We start from the raw sequence: 22,201 nt of genomic DNA, 5'->3' as shown, positions 1-22,201 counted from the left end.
GATTAAGAGGTGATATGATGCACAATACCGTAGTGATTAAAAGCAACCGAGCAGGTATGACTGTCATCCTGGATCCGGACATCCCCTTCCCTCAGCTTCTTTCTGACATAGGGAAAAAATTTGGGGATAACGCAAAGTTCTGGGGATCTGCACAAATGACCCTGACCCTTGAGGGAAGAGAATTAACGGCTGAAGAAGAATTTGCGGTGATTAACCGGATCACGGAAAACTGCAATGTGGAAATCGTCTGCATTGTGGACAAGGATATAAACCGGATCGAGCGCTGCGAAAAAGCACTGAATGAAAAACTGATGGAGCTGTCCTGCCAGACAGGCCAGTTCTTTAAGGGAAATTTACAAAATGGAGAATCTCTGGAATCAGAGGCCAGCATTGTCATCATCGGAGATGTGTGCAAAGGCGCAAGGGTTCTGGCAAAGGGCAATGTGATCGTCCTTGGAAAACTTGCCGGAACTGTATGTGCAGGAGTGGCAGGCAATGGAGAAGCCTTGATTACGGCTCTCGATATGGCTCCTGTCCAGCTTCGCATCGCAGACTGCACCTCCGGCCTTGACGGGCGCGGAAAGCGCCTGGGACACGGTCCAATGAAGGCATATCTGGAGAATAATAAAGTTATTATTAAACCAATGAAAAAAAGTGTGGAAATATTCCGAAAATTAAGGTAGAATAGAGAATGAAAGCACTAACAAAGTAATTTTAAGTTTCAGGAGGATATGATATGAGCGAGGTAATCGTAATCACTTCTGGAAAAGGCGGGGTAGGCAAGACGACAACCTCTGCCAATGTAGGTACCGGCCTGGCAATTCTGGGTAAAAAGGTAGTCCTGATTGATACAGATATCGGACTGCGCAACTTAGATGTTGTCATGGGACTGGAAAACCGCATTGTCTACAATTTAGTGGACGTGGCAGAAGGGAACTGCCGTATGAAGCAGGCCCTGATAAAAGACAAAAGATACCCGAACCTGTTTTTGCTTCCCTCGGCGCAGACCAGGGACAAGACTGCCGTGAATCCGGAACAGATGGTAAAGCTGGTGGATGATTTAAGAGCAGACTTTGATTACATTCTGCTGGACTGCCCGGCAGGAATTGAACAGGGATTTCAAAATGCCATTGCAGGCGCTGACAGGGCCATTGTGGTCACCACACCAGAGGTTTCGGCCATCCGGGATGCAGACCGCATCATCGGGCTTTTGGAAGCCGCCGACATGGGTATGATTGAACTGGTCGTAAACCGAATCCGGGCGGATATGGTAAAGAGGGGAGATATGATGTCCTTAGACGATGTCATGGACATCCTTGCCGTAGATATGATCGGCGCCATTCCTGACGACGAGGATGTGGTCATTTCCACCAATCAGGGAGAACCCCTGGTAGGTATGGGAACTCCGGCCGGACAAGCTTATATGGACATCTGCAGGAGGATTATGGGGGAAAACGTACCTATTCATACCCCCACGCTGCGTGGAGGCCTGTTCTTTAAACTCTCCAGTCTCTTAAAGAGAGCATAGGAGGGTAGAATATGAGCCTGTTTCCTGTATTCCGTAAGAAGAATTCAGGAGAAATTGCAAGAAATCGTCTGAAACTTTTGCTGGTTGCGGACAAGGCTGATTGTTCTCCTGAGATCATGCAGATGATAAAAGACGATATGGTCCGCGTCGTTTCAAGATACTTAAATATAGATTCCGACAGAATAGAGATACAGATGAAAAAGCAAAAGCAGGAAGATTGTGAACGTTTCACCCCTGTGCTTTATGCGAACATCCCTATTCGCGATATACCTGATAAGGGGATATACTAATTATGTTTTCTGACTACAACTTTAGATACTACAATTACCGATTGGTCTTATACATGCTGTCGCTGTCCATTATCGGAATTCTGGTGGTGGCAAGTGCCTCCAACCAGGATTCCTCCACAGTGACCAAACAGATAACAGGCGTAATGGTTGGCTTTGCCCTGGCTATTGGGCTTTCCATCATTGATTATCGAAAAATAATCAGGCTTTATGCATTGGACTATGGGAGCTGCATCCTTTTACTGGGTGCAGTTTTAGTCGTGGGGCATACGGCCGGAGGCGCCACCAGATGGATCAATATTCCCGGCATAGGCCGGATTCAGCCTTCTGAATTTGTAAAGATAGGCTTGATTGTATTTTTTTCCTGGTTCTGGAACAAATACGAGGAAAAGATAGATACACCGGTCATGGTAGGGCTTGCGGCCATACTTGCGGCCGTTCCCATTGGACTTATTTTGGCAGAGCCTAATTTGTCCACCAGCCTTGTGGTCACCGTCATTATTTTATGCATGGTGTTTGCCGCAGGCATCAGTTACAAGTGGATCGGAAGCGTGCTTGCCGTGGCAATTCCGGCAGGCGTACTTTTCATATTCCTTTTGACCAAAGGATTGATCCCATTTATCCACGGATATCAGGCCCGGCGTATTCTGGCCTGGATTTATCCTCATGCAGAACAGTATGCGGAAAACCTGTATCAGCAAAAAAACTCCATTATGGCAATCAGTTCCGGACAGCTTCAGGGCAAGGGACTTTTTAATACAACCATTGCATCAGTCAAAGACGGTAATTTTTTATCAGCCGGAGAAACCGACTTTATTTTCGCCATCATCGGTGAAGAGATGGGATTCCGGGGCAGCGTCATCGTCATCATTCTTTTTGGTCTGATTGTATTTGAGTGTCTTTATATGGCTTCAAAAGCCAAAGATATGTCCGGGAAACTGATATGTACCGGCATGGCGGCCTTAATCGGCTTTCAGGCCTTTGCCAACATCGCAGTGGCCACACAGATATTTCCCAACACGGGTCTCCCCCTGCCTTTTATCAGCTCGGGAGTCAGTTCCCTTGTCAGTATATTTATTGGCATGGGATTTGTTCTGAATGTTGGACTGCAGCGCAAAATCGGTAATTAATAAGGAGGTATATCGTTATGAATATAGGTTTAGTTGCCCATGATTCAAAGAAAAAACTGATGCAGAACTTCTGCATCGCCTACAGAGGAATTTTAAGCAAGCATATGCTTTACGCCACCGGCACCACAGGGCGCCTGATTGAAGAGGTGACCAATTTAAATGTCCACAAGTATCTGGCGGGACACTTAGGCGGAGAACAGCAATTAGGATCTCAGATCGAGCACAATGAAATCGACCTTGTGATCTTTTTAAGGGATCCCTTGACGCCAAAATCCCATGAACCGGATATTGTAAATATTATGAGTACCTGTGACATGCACAACATCCCTCTTGCAACCAATCTGGCTACAGCAGAGCTTCTTATCAAGTCCTTGGAGCGCGGGGATCTTGAATGGCGGGAAATGTATAAATAGCAGAGGTAAGTCCAGTGAATAAAAAAGTTTTTGTAAAAACAGGGTGCATTTTTTTCTGTTCCCTGTTTCTGACAGGCTGCGCCGGTCTGGGAAAGCTTGAGAGTCCCTACGTTTTTTCGGAAAGGACTGCCCTTTACCAGTCCGGTACAGCCGCCGGCAAGGCGGAACCCTTTGCAAACGATCTCTGTGTGGTGTCGGAAGACACCCCTTTTTCGGATGGCAAAGTGACTGCAGAGGCGGCGGCAGTTTTTGATATCAAAGACAAAGAGGTTCTGTTTGCAAAAAATCCCTTTGAACGGCTTTATCCGGCCAGTGTCACAAAAGTCATGACAGCTCTTGTGGCCCTTGAATACGGAGACTTGACCGATGAGGTCACAGTGACCAAGGATGCCGTTATTACAGAGGCAGGAGCCACCTTATGCGGAATCAAGCCGGGAGATAAACTGACCATGGAACAGCTTTTATACGGTCTTATGCTTCCATCTGGCAATGATGCCGGAGCAGCCATTGCCGTACACATGGCTGGAAGTGAGGAGGCATTTTCCAAGATGATGAACGAAGAGGCATTAAAGCTGGGAGCCACAGGCACTCAATTTGTCAATCCTCACGGCCTCCACAATCAGAACCATTACACTACGGCCTATGACCTGTATCTGATTTTTAACAAGGCTATGGAATATTCCAAATTCCGGGAGATCATCGCTGCTAAGGAATTTACTGCTTCTTATAAAAATGAAGCGGGGAGTCCGGTCAGTTCCACCTGGAAGGCGACCAACTGGTATATGACGGGAGAGCAGCCTATGCCTTCCGGCCTTACAGCCTCAGGCGGAAAGACAGGCACCACCCAGGCAGCTGGAAACTGCCTGATTATGGGAAGCTCTGATTCCTCAGGCCGGGAATATATTTCTGTGGTTTTAAAAGCGGCCGGCCGGCCCGGGCTCTATGAGAATATGTCAAATATATTAAATAAAATTGTAGAATAGCATTGCGTTTTTTAGAGATTTGTACTATAATTATTTTAATCCGAATAGACTTTTTATACAAATCATATAACGCAAGGAGGAGATTGCTATGGTGCAGATAATAGCAGGTAAAAAGGGGAAAGGTAAGACAAAGCATTTGTTGGACAGAGCTAACGCAGCTGTAAAGGAGTCCGCCGGTTCTATCGTATACCTGGACAAAAGTTCTAAGCACATGTACGAATTAAGCAACAAGATCCGTCTCATTAACGTTAATGAGTATCCAATCACATCCAGCGAAGGATTTATTGGTTTAATCTGTGGTGTCATATCCCAGGATCATGACTTGGAAATCATGTTTTTTGACAGCTTTTTAAAGCTGGCCTGCCTGGAAGGCGAAGACATATCTGAGACCATTGCGACCTTGGAAAAAATAAGTGAAAAATATCATGTAACCTTTGTTCTCAGCGTATCCATTGATGCAGAGAATATGCCTGAGGATGTTAAGGCTCATGTGGTTGTTTCATTATAATCATACATAGTATTTAATTTTCCTCAAAAGGGGGCTGCAGGGCGGCCTCCTTTTTACATGTCAGGAAATTTTTCTCCTCTGACTTGAATTTTTTGGTAATTCCTTTTATAATAGCTAGAAGGGAAGGGAGGCGTCAGGTTGGCAAGACAAAAAGCAAAGAAGCCAGGAAAGAGCAAGAAGATCATCCGTTACCGGCGGCCTCTGAATATCAATGTAGGTATGATTATCTTTGGCCTGATTTTTATTTATATGGTGTTCAGTGTATCCGCTTACGTACGCAGAGATAAAATCAGATTCTATGAGGTACAGGAAGGCAGTATTGTAAATAACAAAAATCACACAGGCATCATCCTCCGGCAGGAGGAGGTAAAGCACGCGGACAGGTCGGGCTATATCAACTATTACGTGAGAGAGGGAAAGCGGGCTTCTGCTGGAACCCGTGTTTATTCCATTGACGAAACAGGAAGCATTGCGGCCTTTCTGGCAGAAAATGCAGAGGAAAGCGTTTCTTTGACACCGGAAAATTTATCCGAATTAAAAAAGCAGCTGACTGCATTCAGCCTCACTTATGACAGCAATCAGTTCCGCACCGCCTATGATACCAAATTCTCTTTAGAGGCTGAGGTTATGGAGTGCGTGAATTTCAATGTACTGGACAACCTGGGTGGAGTGATGGACCAGGCCGGCATTAATTTTCAACAGGTAAAGGCGGATCAGGCCGGAATCGTCTCCTACGGAATCGATTCTTATGAAGGGCTGCAGCCTTCGGCGGTTTCAGAAGCCGTATTTGACTTAAGCAGCTATACAAGAGCAGCCGCAAAGTCAGAGCTGATTGAAAAAGGTGCTCCTGTCTATAAGATCATCACTTCTGATTCATGGTCTGTGGTATTTCCCCTTACGGAAGATGATCAGGCGGCTTACAGAGATAAGACAAGCCTTACGGTGGAATTTACCAAGCAGGATTTAAAAGCCTCCGGCAGCTTTTCCGTATTTAACGGAACAGACGGAAAGGCCTTTGGAAAACTGGATTTTGATAAGTATATGATTCAGTTTGCTTCCGACCGGTATGTTGATTTTGAAATTATCTCCGACCGGGCAGAGGGTCTTAAGATTCCTGTTACGGCGGTGACTACAAAGGAATTTTACCTGGTCCCCATGGATTACATGACCCAGGGCGGCGACAGCACAGTAAGCGGTTTTAATAAAGAAGTGTATGCTGAATCCGGAACCTCCGTTGTATTTGTCCCTGCGGATATTTATTATTCAGAAGGGGATAATTACTATATTGAAATGGGCGGGGAAGATGGCTTTAAAGCAGGAGATTACATTGTAAAGCCTGATTCTCAGGAACGGTATCAGATCGGGGCAAGCGCCTCTCTCCAGGGTGTGTATAATATAAACAAAGGATATGCGATATTTAAGCAGATCGATGTACTGGCCTCCAATGACGAATACTACACTGTGAAAAAAAATATGACTTATGGCCTGGCTGTATATGACCACATTGTTTTAGAAGCGGCTACAGTCAGTGAGGGACAGCTAATTTATAAATAAGAGGTGATTGACTTGGTAAAAGAAAATCTGGAGGAAGTGAGAAAACGGATTTTAAATGCCTGCAAAAGAGCGGGAAGAAATCCGGAGGAAGTGACTCTCATAGCGGTCAGCAAGACAAAGCCGGCTGATATGATTACAGAAGCATACAGCAGCGGTGTCCGGGACTTCGGTGAAAACAAAGTGCAGGAGCTGACGGAAAAATGCCTGATTCTGCCTGAGGATATCCGGTGGCACATGATCGGCCATTTACAGCGCAATAAGGTGAAACAGGTTGTTGATAAGGCGGCCTTGATTCACAGCGTGGATTCCTTGCGGCTGGCAGAGCAGATTGAGGAGGAAGCGGCCAAAAAAAATATGGCTGCAGATATCCTTTTAGAGGTCAATGTGGCGGAAGAAGAAAGTAAATACGGCTTTAAGCTGGAGGACACAGAGACGGCAATTCGCGAAATCGCCACGTTTCCTCATGTTAAGATAAAAGGTCTTATGACAATTGCTCCTTTTGTAGAAAATCCTGAGGAAAATCGGCCTATATTTAAGAAATTAAATCAATTTTATGTTGACATGCAAAGGAAAAACATTGATAATGTTAATATGACCGTGCTCTCAATGGGCATGACCGGAGATTATGAAGTTGCAATCGAAGAGGGCGCTACTCTGGTCAGGGTCGGTACCGGCATTTTTGGTACAAGATATTATATGAACACCTGATGGATGCAGCAGTGCAGGCACCGGTCAGGTGAGAATATATACCTGGAGGCTGGATGGCTGACGAATATAGCCGACATGGTATAAGATTGGAGAGAATGAAGTATGAGCATTTTAGGCAAACTGATGGATAGCATGCGCTTGAATGATACGGATGAAGATGACGATTACTACTTAGATGACGACTACGAGGATGAAGGTGACAGACCTGTCAGAAAGCCTCTCTTTTCAAAGAAGGCGGAAGAAGACTATTACGATGAGGAAGAGGAATATGAGCAGAAGCCCCGTTTTCTGTCCCGTTCTCCGAAGGTAGTTCCCATGAAGCAGCAGCGTACCATGGAAGTATCCATGATAAAACCTACTTCCATTGAGGATGCAAAGGAAATCTGCGATTATATGCTGGCAGGAAAAGCCGTCGTTCTTAATATGGAGGGAATCCATACTGAGGTAGCCCAGCGAATTATTGATTTTACTTCCGGTGCTACATACTCCATGAATGGAAATTTGCAGAAAATATCAAACTACATATTTATAGCAACTCCGGAATCTGTGGAACTGTCCGGTGATTTTCAGGATCTGTTAAACAGCGGAGGTCTGGATATGGGCGGGATGAATCTTCGCCTGTAACAGATTGATCTGGAAGGAATAACGAATTTATTTGAATGGTACAAGCAGACAACTTCCCATATCCCAGGCATATTCTGCTTTGGGGGCGTAGTTGTTTGCTTTCTTCCGTCATGGAGGAAAAAAGGTTAAAAGAAAAAATACAATGGAGGAATGGCGCCGTGGGAAATCCAATGACCGTACACAAAGACGGAACCCCGATTTATGATATTGTTATGGAGACCTCGTTTAAGGGATTGGCAGAGGAGTTAAAGAAGCTGAAGCTGGACGGAAGAAAGGTATGCATTGTCACGGATTCAAATGTTGCCTCTCTTTATCTGGATGAGGTGGAGAGCATTGCCGCCGGATGCTGTAAGCAGACAGAGTGTTTTATCTTTCCTGCGGGAGAAGAGAACAAGAATTTAGACACTGTCCGCAGCTTATATGAAGCTCTGATTAACATGCAGTTTGACCGTCATGACTGGCTTTTAGCCTTAGGCGGAGGAGTTGTGGGCGATTTATGCGGCTTTACGGCGGCCACCTATTTAAGGGGAATTTCATTTATTCAGGTGCCCACAACCCTTCTGTCCCAGGTGGATTCCAGCATAGGCGGAAAGACCGGGGTGGATTTTGATGCCTACAAAAACATGGTGGGTGCATTTCATATGCCAAAACTGGTTTATACTAATATCGGAACCTTAAAGACCCTTTCTGATGAGCAGTTTTCTTCCGGTATGGGAGAGGTTCTTAAGCATGGATTAATTAAGGACTCTTCTTATTATGACTGGCTGATTGATCATGCAGAGGAAATTCAGAACAGGGATTTAAACATTCTGGAGGAAACGGTGCGCATAAGCAACCAGATCAAAAAGGATGTGGTGGAAAAGGACCCTACAGAGCAGGGAGAACGGGCACTTTTAAACCTGGGACACACCTTAGGCCACGCCATTGAGAAGCTTTCTGACTTCCAACTGGTTCACGGCCACTGCGTAGGCCTTGGCTGCATCGCTGCCATGGCAATTTCCGTAAAAAGGGGCATGATAGAAGAGGGTGAGCTCTCCCGGCTTATATCTGTTATGAAGCAGTTTCACATGCCTGTGACTGTCGGCGGGCTTTTGACAGATGATATTATTGAAACTACGAAAAGTGATAAGAAAATGGATTCCGGTACCATCCGTTTTATTCTCTTAGACCAGATAGGAAAAGCCTGTGTGGATAAAACCGTCACAGCAGAAGAGATGGCAGAAGGACTTAACTACATTTTAACCTTAGCATAAGGAGATTTACATGAACCAGAAAACAAAACTTACCCTGGGGCTGATTGCCGGCTTTTTTATGGCCATAGGTCTGGACCAGTGGACCAAACGTCTTGCAGTACAGCATCTTATGAACCGTCCGCCTTACCAGATCTGGGAAGGAGTATTTGAATTTTTTTACCACGAAAACAGAGGGGCAGCCTTTGGAATGCTTCAGGGGAAACAGACCTTTTTCCTGTTGATCGCTGTTGTGGTTTTATCCTTTACCGTCTATGGGGTGTTCCGTATGCCTGCAACCAGAAAATACCTGCCCCTGCACCTTATTGCCATGTTTTTGTCCGCCGGAGCGGTGGGAAATATGATTGACCGCTTTACCCAGGGGTATGTGGTGGATTTTCTGTATTTCAAGCTCATTGATTTTCCTATTTTCAATGTGGCTGACTGCTATGTTACGGTTTCCATGTTTGTTTTCATGATTCTGTTCCTGTTTTACTACAAGGAAGAGGACTTATCCTGTCTTTCCCTGAAACAAAAGGAGGGGCAGGCTTGAAGCAGCAATTTACAGTGGCAGCGGAAGATGGAGGAATGCGCATTGATAAGTACTTATCAATGTATTGCGAAGAATTATCCCGTTCTTATTTACAGAAGCTTTTAAAGGAACAGGAAGTTCTGGTCAATGAAAAGGCAGTTAAAAGCAATTATAAGGTGAGTCCGGGAGAAACAGTTCAGCTATCTCTTCCTGAGGCGGTGGAACCGGAAATTGAAGCTGAGGACATGGACCTGGATATTCTGTATGAAGATGAGGATATTATCCTCATTAACAAACCGAAAGGAATGGTTGTCCATCCGGCTGCCGGACATTACAGTGGAACCCTGGTCAACGGCCTTATGGCACACTGCCGGGACAGTCTATCAGGCATCAACGGCGTTATGCGCCCCGGAATCGTTCACAGAATCGATATGGACACCACCGGAGTCATCATTGTATGCAAGAACGACATGGCTCATAATTCCATTGCAGAGCAGCTTAAGGAGCATTCTATTACCAGAAAGTATTATGCTGTGGTACACGGGGTCTTAAAGGAAGATGAGGGCACCATAAACGCCCCCATTGGCCGCCATCCTGTGGACCGCAAAAAAATGAGCATTAATGAGAAAAACGGAAGAGAAGCTGTCACCCATTACCGGGTTTTGGAGCGGTTTAAGCAGTTTACCTATGTGGAATGCCAGCTTGAAACGGGGCGGACCCACCAGATCAGGGTTCACATGGCCAGCACTGGTCATCCCATATTAGGAGATCAGGTTTACGGCCCTGCCAAATATCCTTTCCGGTTAAACGGGCAGACCCTCCATGCGGGGGTTCTGGGCATTATCCATCCGAAAAGCGGAGCTTACATGGAATTTACGGCTCCCCTTCCTGAATACTTTGAAGACTTGTTAAGAAAATTACGGGGAGCCTTGTAAAAGGCTCCTTTTTCTTAGAAAACTGTTAAGTTCAGAATAAATATGGATTTTTCTGAAACTTTGATGTATAATATACTTATAAGACGATTGGAAGGAGTGATTTTCATGAGCGGAAATTTAGTGATTACTATAGGAAGGCAATGCGGAAGTTCAGGAAAAATCATTGGTCAAAAGCTGGCGGAAGAGCTGGGGATCAAGTGTTATGATAAGGAATTGCTGGCTTTGTCCGCTAAGAAAAGCGGGTTGAGCGAAGAACTGTTTCAGACTCACGATGAAAGGCCCACCAACAGCTTTTTGTATTCCCTTGTTATGGATACATATCCCATGGGCATGGCCGCTTCCGGCCACCTGGATATGCCCATCAACCATAAGTTGTTTTTAGCCCAGTTCAACACCATCAAGCAGCTTGCAGAAGAGGAATCCTGCGTGATTGTTGGGCGGTGTGCGGATTATGCTCTCGCAGAAAATCCCAATCTTGTATCGGTTTTTATCAGCGCCAACGATGAGGATAGGATCAGCTCCTTAAAAGAGCTTTATCAGATTGAAGAAGGAAAAGCCAGGGATATTATGATCAAGACTGATAAAAAACGTTCCAGCTACTACAATTACTATTCTGACAAGAAATGGGGAGATGTGAAGAGTTATGATCTATGTATCAACAGAAGCGCAGTAGGCGTGGAAGGAGCGGTAAGAATTATCCGCAGTTTTGCAGATGCAAAAATGAAGTGGAACGAAGAGAAGAAATCAAAGTCATAATCCATATAAAAGACGGGCATTTCCATTTTACCGGAAGTGCCCGTCTTTTATTGTACCAATTATTCCACTGTTACGGATTTTGCCAGATTTCTCGGTTGATCCACATCCAGGTTTTTCCCTACGGAAGCGTAATAAGCGATGAGCTGAAGGATGACTGCTACGGGAAATACTGCAAATCGGTCATCAACCTCAGGGATGGGGATTATAACATCTGCAATTCCTTCCTCAACCCGGGACTTTTCCCCAACCAGCAGGATTACGAAGGCACCTCTTGCCCTTACCTCCCTGATATTTGAAATTGTTTTTGCAAAGACCTTTTTCTGGGTTCCGATGGCAATGACAGGAACCTGATCTGTTATGAGGGCGATGGTGCCGTGCTTTAATTCTCCGGCAGCATAGGCTTCGGCATGGATATAGGAGATTTCTTTTAATTTCAAAGCCCCTTCCAGAGAAAAGGCGTAATCCAGCCCCCGTCCGATAAAGAATGCATCAGGTTCATTGATCAGGTGAGTAACCAAAGCTTTCACCGAATCCCTCTTTTCAATCATAGCTTCCATGGCAGGAATGGCATCCAAGAGCTCCTTCATGAAATTCTCCGCTTCCTCATGCCCGTATGCTCCTCTTACCAGGGCCATTCTGCAGCATACCATGTAAAGGGCCGCCAGCTGGACAGAATAGGCTTTTGTGCTTGCAACGGCGATTTCCGGGCCTGCATGGGTGAAAAGAACGTAATCGCTTTCTCTGGCAATGGTAGAACCCTTCACATTGACCACTGACAAGGTGGAAGCCCCATAGCTTTTCGCAAGTCTTAAGGCTGCCAGGGTATCGATGGTTTCTCCTGACTGGGATATGACGATAACCAGAGTTTTGCTGTCAATGAGCGGTTCCTCATACCGGAATTCAGACGCAATGGAGACTGTGACAGGAATCCGCAGAAGAGGCTCCATAAGGGCTCTTGCCACCATTCCTGCATGCATGGCAGTGCCGCATGCCACAATGTGGATCTGGCTGCACTGCTCTAAGATGGAATCCGGAATCTGGTCATCGGTAAAATCAGGAAGCCCCCGTACCATGCGGGGCAGTATGGTGTTTTTCAAGGCTTCAGGCTGTTCATGAATCTCCTTCAGCATAAAGTGAGGGAAGCCGTTTTTCATGGCGGCATCTGTATTCCAGCTCACCTCCATCATCTCAGGGTTGGTTTCCTTTTGGTGAAGGTCATAAAGATGAACCTTATAGGAGGTAAGCCTTACGATGTGGTTTTCAGGAACCACGAAATATTGTTTTGTATAAGGAATGAGGGCGGTTAAGTCTGAGGCCACAAAGGAGCCGGAGCGGGTGTAGGCCGCCACCAGAGGGCTTACACTTCGGATAGCATAGATTTCTCCGGGGTGGTCTTCAAACATCATACAGAAGCTGTATGAGCCCTTGAGATAAGATACAAACTTGCTTATGGCTTCTAAAGGTCTGCCTTCATAAAGACTTTCCAGAACCCATGCAGCCACTTCACTGTCAGTCTCAGACTGAAGCTTGCCTTCCAAATGAAAGTCAAGGGTGAGCTGATGATAATTCTCAATGATACCGTTGTGGACAAGGGTAATTCTTCCGGCCTGGTGGGGATGGGTATTTTCTGTGGTCACTCCTCCGTGAGTCGCCCACCTGGTATGTCCCAGTCCGCAGTGGGAGGTTTCGGAAATTTTCCTGCATCCTTCTTTTAAATTAGAAACCTTTCCGGTATGCCTGATGAGGCGGATGCGGGAGTTCTCCATGCACAGGGCCACCCCTGCACTGTCATAGCCCCTGTATTCCAACTGGGACAAGCCTTCCAACAGAATTCTTTTTGAGTCCAGAGGACCTGTATAACCAATAATTCCACACATAATTTACGTTCTCCTTAAATTTTCACATGATGTCTGCCCTTTTTTTTCGAAAAAAGGTACACAAAAAACAGGCTCCGGTTCCAGCGTGTTTGTTTTGCAGTTACCTGCATATTTCACACTGGATACACGCCCGGAACGGCATGGAAGGGCATCCGCCGAATATTCGATAAACCCTTCACCTCGTTAACCCCTGATACCATTTTCCTTAGAAAACGTTCACGATCGCATCAGCAGGTGCATGGCGCTTAGCTTTGCTATTAATATTTATGCCTCCTTCATAAATCTAGTTTATTATAGCCTCTGTTGCTTTGTGCGTCAATACCATGATTTACATTGATTTTACCATAAGCCTCTTTTTGATTTTACATTCATCCTTTAAAATGAATTTAGAATACAAAGAAAGGAAGAATATATGATACGATTAGTAGCATCTGACATGGATGGAACACTGTTAAATCCATGGGGGAAGATATCCCCGTTAAACGTTGCAGCCATTAGAGCTCTCAGACGGAAAAACATCGATTTTGTAGTATGTACAGGCAGGGGCTTTGCAGACGCTTCCTCGCCTTTAAAAGAAGCCGGAATATCCTGCGATATCATCTGTATGAACGGTGCCGCTGTTTTTGACAGCAGTGGAAAGCAGCTTCGGAAACAGCCTATGTCCAGGAATCAGATCAGACGCATTTTGGACATCTGCCGTTCTTTCCCGGTTCTTTATGATTTCATGACAGAAAACGGGAGCTATACCACCTCGGACGTGAAAACGTTCCGGAAAAGTTTTGAGGATGGAATATTTCTCCCCATGGTTTCCAAAGAACACTCTTATGAGACCATAGCACGGAGATTTCAGTTCACCACGGAGGAAGCCCTGCTCAATTCACCTTTTGATATTTATAAAATGTCTGTGGTTCATGAAAATCCGGAGGTTTTAAAGCACCTTCGACTTTTTCTGGAACAGGAAGACGCGCTGTCTGTTGCCTCATCTGATTCCTCAAACTTAGAATTAACCCATACAGGAGCACAAAAGGGAACGGCTCTCTTGGAATATGCCCAAAACGCCGGAATTCATCCCAGGGAAATCCTGGCAATAGGAGACAGTGAAAATGATCTCTCCATGCTGAAACTGCCTCTGGGATACACCGTTGCCATGGAAAATGCTTCGGAAGCGGTAAAACGGAAAGCACGCCTTATGACCAGAAGCAATCATGCTGATGGAGTCGCCGCAGCCATAGAAGCTCTGATCCTTTCTGAAGCAGCCGCAGCGGGCTGACCCTTCTCTTAATCTTAATAAACTATTAAACCTTTCTTTCTGTATTTTGACCTTAGATTATGCTATAGTTCTATTTTAGAAAAATATGACTGGAATGATAGCATATGAAATTTAAAAAGACGGTCAGGGTACAGATTTTTGCTGCCATATTTATGGCTTTTATGGGTGCGTGTGTCTGCGCATTTTCCCGTTCTTATTCCTCCCCTTACAGTCATGTACAAGAGGCTTCGGCCATAAAAAATATTGTCCAGACAGAAGCTGAAACAGAAGAAGCTTCTATGGAAAGTCCTTTGGAAACAACGGCGGAAGAAGAGGGGCCTGCCCCCTTTGTTCCGTCTCTTTCTGCGTTTAATCTGGCATTTCTCTATGGAGAAGGAGATGAGCAGGAGAAGAGCCTGGGTACAGAGGCAGCAGAAGCCCTTTCCCTTAAAGATTCTAAGTGGATGGCTTCTATTTATCATTTGGCAGATGAAAGCCCTGAAAAGGTGGCTTTAAGCCTTGGAATGCCTGCAGAGCCTTACAGAGGACTTTCCTTTCATCAGGTACGCATCGAATTTTATGATGAGAAGGGAAAACAGATCACTCCCCGGTCTAATATCCAGGAGATCATGTCCATGGCTAATACATATTTTTACTATGCTGCGCCGAAGGATTCAGATGCTTTCTTAAGCTATGCTTTTAAGCTGTGGGACAGTTCCCATAGCTTTCAATACTCCATCAGTGAGGTCTATGGGGACAGTCCGCAGCCGGCCACACCGTCACAGGCAGAGGCAGGAGATGTTTCAGGAACTGTTTCAGAGTCTTCAGATTCATTGGAAAGCCTTAACCAAACATTTGCAGAAGCTAATATTTCCCCGGAAACCAATGCCTCCCTGGAAACCATCTCTTCTCTGGAAGATTCCGGAGAAATCGGTCCCGGTATTGCCCTTAAGAAAGATTCTGAAACAGAAGCGGAAACAGAAGCTCAGCCAGAAACAGAAGAATCCTTGCCTTCTGAGCCTTCCAGATATGTAGATCTCCATGTAAGAGCAGTGATTACCGGATTGTCAGATTCCGGAAAGGGGTTATTTGCCCTCGATTCCCTTGGAAATGAAAGGAAAGAAGATATTGGCTGGCAGGGCTGGACGGAGGAAAACAAAGCCTATTCCTCTGACCTTGCAAAACAGGACTGGGCAGAGCTTTACGGCCTGACCCTTTCCCCTTGCCTTGGGGCAAGTTCTCTTTCTTATGATGAAATCGACAGCTATATGAGCCGTCTTCCCCAGGGGATTTCAGAGGAGAGGAAAAAGCTGGTCCGTTACGCCTTGTCCTCCGTCGGCAGAGTTCCCTACTATTGGGGCGGAAAGCCGTCTTCGCCCGGTTATGAGAAAAATTTCTTCGGTGTTCTCACGGAACCGGATAATAAGGGACGATCCATAAAGGGACTGGACTGTTCCGGCTGGATCAGCTGGATTTATTGGTCCGCCCTGGACAGGCGCTTAAATTATGAGAGCACGGAAGGGCTGGCTTCCTGCGGAACGGCGGTGGAGAAATCTTCTTTACAGCCAGGGGATATTATGATAAAAGCAGGAGAGGAAGCTCATGCAGCGGTATTTCTGGGTTGGGAGGATGATAAAACCATGATGATCATCCATGAATCAAGCACATTGTCCGGCAATGTGATTATTTCTACTGCAAAAGGGGACTGGACCCATTACAGAAAGCTGATTGACTGATAAAATCTTTTCTGGTAAAATGGATAGGATCTGCCAGAGAATTGATTGGAAGGCCCGGAAAATAAGGGCTGTAAATAAGAAAGGACAATGGTTCAGTTATGAATTATGAGGACGAATTAGACCGCATGAGAGCCCGCAAAAAGAAAAAAAGCGGCAAAGGATCAGGACATGCAGACAGGAATCCGGACAGAAAGCAGACAGCCGAAAGAAGACAGCAGGAGCAGACAGTCAGAGGGGACAGGACCTATTACAATGCAGGCGATGGAAGAAACCCCAGAGTCCGCCGCAATGAGCATCAAAACAGCGCAAAGCTGAAAGCGGACAAGAAAAGAAAGCGGAGACATAAAAGGAAGGTCTTTCTCATACAGCTTACCGTTCTGGCACTGTTGCTGTTAGGCGCATTTTTCATGTTAAAGCAGCGTACAGGGCAGAAGGGCTATTGGACCATTGCAGTCTTTGGTGTGGATTCCAGAGACGGCAATATGGGAAAGGGAGCCCTATCTGATGTGGAGATGATCTGTAACATCAACAAGGCTACCGGAGAGATCAAGCTGGTGTCCGTTTACAGAGATACATATTTAAAGATCAACAGCAAGGGGACTTATCATAAAATCAACGAAGCATATTTCAAAGGCGGCCATAAACAGGCTCTTGAAGCCTTAAACGAGAATCTGGACCTTAAGATTGATGATTATGCCACGTTTAACTGGAAGGCCGTTGCCGATGCCATTAATATCTTAGGCGGAGTTGATGTAGAAATTACAGATTCGGAGTTTGCCTATATCAATGGCTTTATTACAGAAACCGTTAATTCCACCGGCGTAGGCTCACACCATTTAAAAAGTGCGGGTATGAACCACCTGGATGGGGTACAAGCTGTATCCTATGCCAGACTCCGTCTCATGGATACGGATTACAACCGTACGGAGCGTCAGAGAAAGATTGTTTCCCTGGCTATGGAAAAGGCGAAGAGTGCTGATTTTGCCACCTTAAAGACCCTGGCTACTGCCGTACTTCCTCAGATTTCCACCAGCGTGGGCATTGATGATGTTCTGCCAATGGCGAAAGGAATCAGCAAATACCATATTGGAGAAACAGCCGGTTTTCCATTTTCCAGGACTGCTATGAAAATTGGAAAAATGGACTGTGTTATTCCTACCACCTTGGAAAGCAATGTAATTCAGCTCCACCAGTTCCTCTATGACCAGGAAAATTATTCTCCGTCTTCAACCGTTAAAAAGATCAGTGCCAAGATTTCTGAGGACAGCGGCCTTTCAGAGCCCGGGGCAAACGCTCCCTCTGGGGGCGGTTCAGGAGGAAAGAAAAAGGGCAGTGCTCCAAAGGAGACAGAACCGCCTCAGACAGAACCGTCTGTTGAGCCAAGTACAGAGGAAACCACGGCTGAAAGCACGGAAGAAGTGATTTCCGAAACAATGGAAGAGGAGAGCGAGGCTCCCACTAAGGAAGATGGAGGTCTGGTAGGTCCGGGTGCTAATTTACCGGAAACCAAAGAGGAAACAACGCCTCAGGAGGAGCCGGAAACAGAAGAAGTGGGACCAGGGGTATCATAAGCAAAAAGAAAAGGAGAATATTTGTGATATTATCTGATAAAACTATTCTTGAAATGATCAAAGAAAAGACACTGACCATTTCCCCTATTGAAGAACACCAAATTCAGCCGGCCAGCGTAGACATCCGGCTGGGAAATACATTCTGTATCGTGGAAGATACAAGCAATGGAATTATTTCCCTCAATGATGAAATTAAATACAAAACCATGGTGACAGACCACTATTTACTCCTTCCAGGTCAGTTTGTACTGGCTACCACTATGGAATATTTCTGTCTTCCTGACAACCTGACCGCATTTGTGGAAGGAAGAAGCTCCCTTGGAAGGCTGGGGCTCTTCATTCAAAATGCCGGCTGGGTTGATCCTGGATTTGAGGGAGAGATTACCCTGGAACTTTTTAATGCCAACCGATGCGCCATTGAGCTATGCGCCGGACGCCGGGTGGGGCAGTTGGTATTTGCCCAATTGGACGACCATGCTTTAAATCCCTATCGGGGCAAATATCAGGGCCAAAGAGGAGCGACGTCTTCTAAAATCTTTTTGGATACGGATAATCAATAACAGGACTTTGTGTTTTATCGTTGGGAGAGAGGGCTGTGTGATCTGGGCTTATGTCAGAGGAGCGGATGGGAGATAAGCTCAGAATCTTTAAATTGCAAAGCCTGAATGATTATGGTAAAATATAGATAAATTCCAAAAGAAAGAAGGAGTATCAATTATGAATAAAGAAATATTAAATTATACTGTTGAAAAAACACACGAATTAATGAATGCTCCATCATGCAGTAAAGAGGCAAAAACAGCAGCTCAGACCTGGCTGGATGCAATTGGAACTGAAAAAGAAGCCACAGAAACAAAAAGATATATTGATGAGCTGGAAGCAGATATTATGCCCATTGACGGTTTAATCGGTTTTGCAGAATCTGATACCGGAATCCAGGTTTTCGGAGCAGAAACTGCTAAACATATTGCATCACACGCAAAGGATATTAAATCTGCCGGAGCGAACTATTGTGATTGTCCGGCTTGTGCAGCTGCAGCTGCAATTCTTGAGAAGAAAGATGGGCTTCTTAAATAAGAGAAGATTAACAACTGTAAAAACAAATGACAAAACTATGAAAACGACAAAACCAAATGATTGAGTTTTGTCGTTTTTTATAAAAGAAAAAATATTTATTTAACTGGTAAATTGAGATATGATATGACTTGGTATAGATATGGAGAAGCCAATTCAATGTATTTATACCGATGTTATCTATAGACTTTATATGATGGCGCAATTTTGCGTTATTATAAATATTCAGTAAAGGAGCGATTGCATATGACAGATAAATATTCAGCTATTGAAAAACGTGTAAGGAGGGCTCACGCAAAATAACCCTCCACATTAGAATGGAGGATTAATATGAAATTTTTAGATTTTGAGAGGGATCATGTGGAAAGCGCAAAGCTGATTGCTGTTGAGAATTACTATGAAGAGCGTGAATACGTACCAATTCTGCCCGGCATAGATGTGCTTCCTGATTTAGAGTATTTTGCATGTAATGGACTTGGCGTTGCAGCTTTTGAAGGTGACCGGTTAATAGGTTTTCTATGTTGTTATGAACCATGGGACAATGCATTTGGTTCAAGTGCCAAGGGAACATTCTCACCCATCCATGCCCATGGTGCTGTAAAAGAGAATAGAAGATTAATATATCAAAAAATGTATCAAGCCGCTGCAGAAAAATGGGTTAAACGTAATATAACATATCACGCAGTAGCACATTATGCACATGATACGGAATCAATAAATGCATTTTTTACATATGGATTTGGCCTTCGTTGTATGGATGCCATTAGACCAATGGCGGAATTTGAATGCCAGCCATGTGATGGCATTTATTTTGAAGAACTCCCTAAGACAGATGTGATCAGAGTTAGGCAAATGCGTCAAATGGAGTCTGAACACATGGGAAACAGCCCATGTTTTATGTATTCCTCATCAGAGAATTTTAAATCTTGGCTGGCTCATGCAGAAGAGCGCACCTCAAGGCTATTTGTTGCTAATAATGGTGAAAAACTGATTGCATTTGTTGAAGTAAAAAGCAATGGCGAGAATTTTGTTACTGAATCCGATAATATGTGTAATATTTGTGGTGCTTTCTGCCTTCCTGAATTTCGCGGAAAAGACATCTATCAGAATCTATTGAATTTTACAATACTGAAGCTTAAAACAGAAGGATATAAGATTCTGGGAGTAGATTTTGAGAGTTTCAATCCTACAGGATATGGTTTCTGGCTTAAATATTTTACTGCATATACGAATAGTGTAGTTCGTAGAATTGATGAATGTGCATTACATGATTAATGCCTGGAGTCTTTATAGGTTTTAACTTATAATTTCCATTGAACAAAATCGCTATGAATGTTATAGCGATTTTGTTCATGAGCTGCAGCGTTCTAGCCTGAGTATCAGTAGCAAAATGCAGTAGGAATAAACAATAACATTTTAAATTTATTTTTGAAATGAAAAAAGGCAACGAATAACAAAATGCGTCATAAAGCAATTCCTCCGAATAAGCTTAATTGGCGCATTTTTGATTCTGAAAAATTTTGTGGGTTGAACCATCATGAAGCCTGGTGATATCATATGGATAGAAGTTTAAGAAAGTGGTGAAGCCAATGGTAAAATAACCAAATGATTCTCTAAATACTCTAAGCATATTATATGACAAAATTATATATTAAAAGGAGGTTCCAAAGTGTGTACAAGTTTTGCAGTATACAGTCAAGAAAAAGCTATTTATGGTATGAATTTCGATGCTGATGATATTGATTTAAAACTAAAAGTCAATAGTTATAATGACATGAACTTATTTTACTTTTCAGGCTTATTAGATAACAAATACAGGGATATCGCTGGTTTTAATAGTGAGGGTCTTTTTATCTGTACTCAAGCAGTAAAATATAGTCCAGGTTTTAAATCAAGTTGTGACGAAAATGATTGGTTTGCTTTTGATATTTTTGATGAGGCGCTAAAGAAAACAAGAAAAACATCTGAATTTTTTGAAATTCTTAATAAAAGAGTAATCTCGTATCCTAGAAATCCATTATTCCCGGACTTAGGGCTACATACTATTATCGCTGATAAAACTGGAGATGCGTTTATTCTGGAAGAAGGAAATGATACAAATATAGTAAGTCCTTGTCATGATGATTTTATTATTATGACTAATTTTCCTAATGGGGATTTCAAGGAATCAAATTATAATAAAGTATATGGTATAGGTGCGGAAAGATATATTTGTGCTCATGAATATATTCATAATAATATTCATAGCTTTGGAATAAATGAAGCCTTTGAAGTTTTAAGTAAAACTAGTCAGGAGAATACTCTGTGTTCAATAGTATATGAACCATTAAAAAATGAAATTTATATTAGTTTTAAAAAAGATTTAAGCAAAAAATGGAAAATTTCTATTATTGAAAAAACAATCCAATCATTGGATGGATTTTTAAGCAATAATAAAATTCAATTTACAAATGAAGAAATATTTGTGAAGGATCTTATTAGCTTATATAAGTAAAAAACATTTAAATAAAGAAGATCAATTTGTAAGACAGATTTTTAGGGTATTCAAGAAAGCATAAGAAATAGCCATACATGGCGATTTCTGAATAACAGGGCACGGTCAATCGCCTAACTGACGTTCTGGAACGACCAAATAGGAGAGGGCAGGAGAGGAACGCTTTGCAATTCTTAACCAGTCAGAAAGCTTCTTTACACATCCATTATAATTATACCTATCTTGCGATAATACCCCTTATAAACAACATCCTGATGATACACCTGGAACTACCTTGTAAGATCAGGATAGGTGATAATTTTCACATTATAAGGCTCCATAAAATAGCCCCCTTTATCTAAAAAAGTGCGTTAAGTGTTTATATTGTCAAGTAATGGTCATCGGTCACATCGGGGGTGTGACACGCTGTCCATGGCTCAAATTAGTTAGAAATCTTGCAGAAGAGGATCGCTTCTGCGAGACCTGTGGCACTCCCCTTGTATCTGTTGGGGAAGAATTCGTCCGCACAGAAATTAAATTTATTCCTGCCAGCGTGCGTGTCATTGATTATTATCTTGAGACCTTTGAATGCAGAAAGTGCCGTAAGGAAGGAAAAGAATATATGGAGAAGTCTCCAATGCCTTATCCGGTTATCCAGCACTCTTATGCTTCCCCTGGAGCGGTTGCATGGGTCATTCATCAAAAGTATGAGCTGGCTGTTCCTTTATACCGTCAGGAAAAGGAATGGGAAAACCTGTGGGTAGCCTTAAGCCGTGCAACGATGTCAAACTGGATCCTTATCAGTTACCGGGACTGGCTTTCCCCGGTGGTTGGGCTTCTTCATAAAAACTGTTAGAGCAGCAATACCTTCACATCGATGAAACTCCTGTACAGGTCATGAATGAACCGGAAGAATACAACGGATTCTTATATGTGAGTATACTGCTCCATCAAAAACTCCGGGCAGCCAGTCCGCCATTTCGTTTATCAGCCAGGGCGGAGCGGAACATATCCCCAGAAATATTTAAAGGGAT

At 43.9% G+C, this 22,201-nt stretch carries 21 protein-coding genes and 2 pseudogenes; 22 read left to right on the top strand and 1 reads right to left on the bottom strand.

Annotated features, from left to right (window positions below):
* Nucleotides 1–17: 17 nt before the first annotated feature.
* The 14 genes from V7M78_RS18200 (at nt 18) to V7M78_RS18135 (ending at nt 11,187) form a co-directional block, all read left to right on the top strand.
* On the top strand, nt 18–683 hold the full coding sequence (locus tag V7M78_RS18200; protein ID WP_333651830.1) for a septum site-determining protein MinC: 666 nt from the start codon (nt 18–20) through the stop codon (nt 681–683).
* A 53-nt stretch (nt 684–736) separates the two neighbouring features.
* Entirely contained in the window at nt 737–1,528 is a 792-nt protein-coding gene (gene minD, locus V7M78_RS18195) for a septum site-determining protein MinD (protein ID WP_333651791.1), read from the top strand.
* 11 nt (nt 1,529–1,539) lie between these two features.
* Entirely contained in the window at nt 1,540–1,818 is a 279-nt protein-coding gene (gene minE / locus V7M78_RS18190; RefSeq protein ID WP_333651790.1) for a cell division topological specificity factor MinE, read from the top strand.
* Between the two features lie 2 nt (nt 1,819–1,820).
* Nucleotides 1,821–2,945 carry an FtsW/RodA/SpoVE family cell cycle protein gene (locus tag V7M78_RS18185; RefSeq protein WP_333651789.1) on the top strand — a complete coding sequence of 375 codons (1,125 nt, stop codon included), beginning with the start codon at nt 1,821–1,823 and terminating at the stop codon, nt 2,943–2,945.
* A 17-nt stretch (nt 2,946–2,962) separates the two neighbouring features.
* Entirely contained in the window at nt 2,963–3,358 is a 396-nt protein-coding gene (gene mgsA, locus V7M78_RS18180; protein ID WP_158376309.1) for a methylglyoxal synthase, read from the top strand.
* A 14-nt stretch (nt 3,359–3,372) separates the two neighbouring features.
* Nucleotides 3,373–4,341, top strand: a complete 969-nt coding sequence (locus tag V7M78_RS18175) for a D-alanyl-D-alanine carboxypeptidase family protein (RefSeq protein ID WP_333651788.1) — start codon at nt 3,373–3,375, stop codon at nt 4,339–4,341.
* 88 nt (nt 4,342–4,429) lie between these two features.
* Nucleotides 4,430–4,849 (top strand): twitching motility protein PilT, encoded by a 420-nt coding sequence (locus V7M78_RS18170; protein WP_333651787.1) that lies wholly within the window; start codon nt 4,430–4,432, stop codon nt 4,847–4,849.
* A gap of 138 nt (nt 4,850–4,987) precedes the next feature.
* A complete protein-coding gene (locus tag V7M78_RS18165) occupies nt 4,988–6,403 on the top strand; it encodes an HlyD family efflux transporter periplasmic adaptor subunit (protein WP_333651786.1) in 1,416 nt (471 codons plus the stop codon).
* A gap of 12 nt (nt 6,404–6,415) precedes the next feature.
* Nucleotides 6,416–7,111 carry a YggS family pyridoxal phosphate-dependent enzyme gene (locus V7M78_RS18160; protein WP_333651785.1) on the top strand — a complete coding sequence of 232 codons (696 nt, stop codon included), beginning with the start codon at nt 6,416–6,418 and terminating at the stop codon, nt 7,109–7,111.
* Between the two features lie 102 nt (nt 7,112–7,213).
* Nucleotides 7,214–7,735 (top strand): cell division protein SepF, encoded by a 522-nt coding sequence (locus V7M78_RS18155; RefSeq protein WP_333651784.1) that lies wholly within the window; start codon nt 7,214–7,216, stop codon nt 7,733–7,735.
* Between the two features lie 170 nt (nt 7,736–7,905).
* Nucleotides 7,906–8,988 (top strand): 3-dehydroquinate synthase, encoded by a 1,083-nt coding sequence (aroB, locus tag V7M78_RS18150; protein ID WP_442914676.1) that lies wholly within the window; start codon nt 7,906–7,908, stop codon nt 8,986–8,988.
* A gap of 10 nt (nt 8,989–8,998) precedes the next feature.
* The gene (gene lspA, locus V7M78_RS18145; RefSeq protein WP_333651782.1) at nt 8,999–9,517 is read left to right on the top strand and encodes a signal peptidase II; all 519 of its coding nucleotides are present in this window, start codon (nt 8,999–9,001) and stop codon (nt 9,515–9,517) included.
* Nucleotides 9,514–10,431, top strand: a complete 918-nt coding sequence (locus tag V7M78_RS18140; RefSeq protein WP_442914674.1) for an RluA family pseudouridine synthase — start codon at nt 9,514–9,516, stop codon at nt 10,429–10,431. Before lspA ends, V7M78_RS18140 begins: the two co-directional genes overlap by 4 nt.
* A 105-nt stretch (nt 10,432–10,536) precedes the next feature.
* Nucleotides 10,537–11,187, top strand: coding sequence for a cytidylate kinase-like family protein (locus V7M78_RS18135; RefSeq protein WP_333651781.1), 651 nt, complete (start codon nt 10,537–10,539; stop codon nt 11,185–11,187).
* A gap of 59 nt (nt 11,188–11,246) precedes the next feature.
* On the opposite strand, the gene glmS is transcribed toward V7M78_RS18135, so the two are convergent.
* The gene (glmS, locus tag V7M78_RS18130; protein ID WP_333651780.1) at nt 11,247–13,064 is read right to left on the bottom strand and encodes a glutamine--fructose-6-phosphate transaminase (isomerizing); all 1,818 of its coding nucleotides are present in this window, start codon (nt 13,062–13,064) and stop codon (nt 11,247–11,249) included.
* A gap of 412 nt (nt 13,065–13,476) precedes the next feature.
* On the opposite strand from glmS, the gene V7M78_RS18125 reads away from it, so the two are divergent.
* From V7M78_RS18125 to V7M78_RS18090, 8 genes and pseudogenes are all read left to right on the top strand, one after another.
* Nucleotides 13,477–14,334 (top strand): Cof-type HAD-IIB family hydrolase, encoded by an 858-nt coding sequence (locus V7M78_RS18125; RefSeq protein WP_333651779.1) that lies wholly within the window; start codon nt 13,477–13,479, stop codon nt 14,332–14,334.
* A 104-nt stretch (nt 14,335–14,438) separates the two neighbouring features.
* Nucleotides 14,439–16,049, top strand: a complete 1,611-nt coding sequence (locus tag V7M78_RS18120; RefSeq protein WP_333651778.1) for an NlpC/P60 family protein — start codon at nt 14,439–14,441, stop codon at nt 16,047–16,049.
* A gap of 98 nt (nt 16,050–16,147) precedes the next feature.
* A pseudogene (locus V7M78_RS18115) lies at nt 16,148–17,617 on the top strand (LCP family protein); the annotation flags it as partial.
* A gap of 26 nt (nt 17,618–17,643) precedes the next feature.
* Nucleotides 17,644–18,180: a dCTP deaminase gene (dcd, locus tag V7M78_RS18110; RefSeq protein WP_333651777.1), complete on the top strand. Its 537-nt coding sequence runs from the start codon at nt 17,644–17,646 to the stop codon at nt 18,178–18,180.
* 157 nt (nt 18,181–18,337) lie between these two features.
* Nucleotides 18,338–18,697 (top strand): molecular chaperone Hsp90, encoded by a 360-nt coding sequence (locus tag V7M78_RS18105; RefSeq protein ID WP_333651776.1) that lies wholly within the window; start codon nt 18,338–18,340, stop codon nt 18,695–18,697.
* A gap of 327 nt (nt 18,698–19,024) precedes the next feature.
* Nucleotides 19,025–19,969, top strand: coding sequence for a GNAT family N-acetyltransferase (locus V7M78_RS18100; RefSeq protein WP_333651775.1), 945 nt, complete (start codon nt 19,025–19,027; stop codon nt 19,967–19,969).
* 394 nt (nt 19,970–20,363) lie between these two features.
* On the top strand, nt 20,364–21,188 hold the full coding sequence (locus V7M78_RS18095; RefSeq protein ID WP_333651774.1) for a choloylglycine hydrolase: 825 nt from the start codon (nt 20,364–20,366) through the stop codon (nt 21,186–21,188).
* A gap of 433 nt (nt 21,189–21,621) precedes the next feature.
* Nucleotides 21,622–22,201 (top strand): annotated as a pseudogene (locus V7M78_RS18090) (IS66 family transposase); the annotation flags it as partial.

The sequence above is a fragment of the Lacrimispora sp. genome (genome assembly GCF_036758025.1).
Lineage (GTDB): Bacteria > Bacillota > Clostridia > Lachnospirales > Lachnospiraceae > Lacrimispora.
This window is presented reverse-complemented; position numbering and strand designations above follow the sequence as displayed.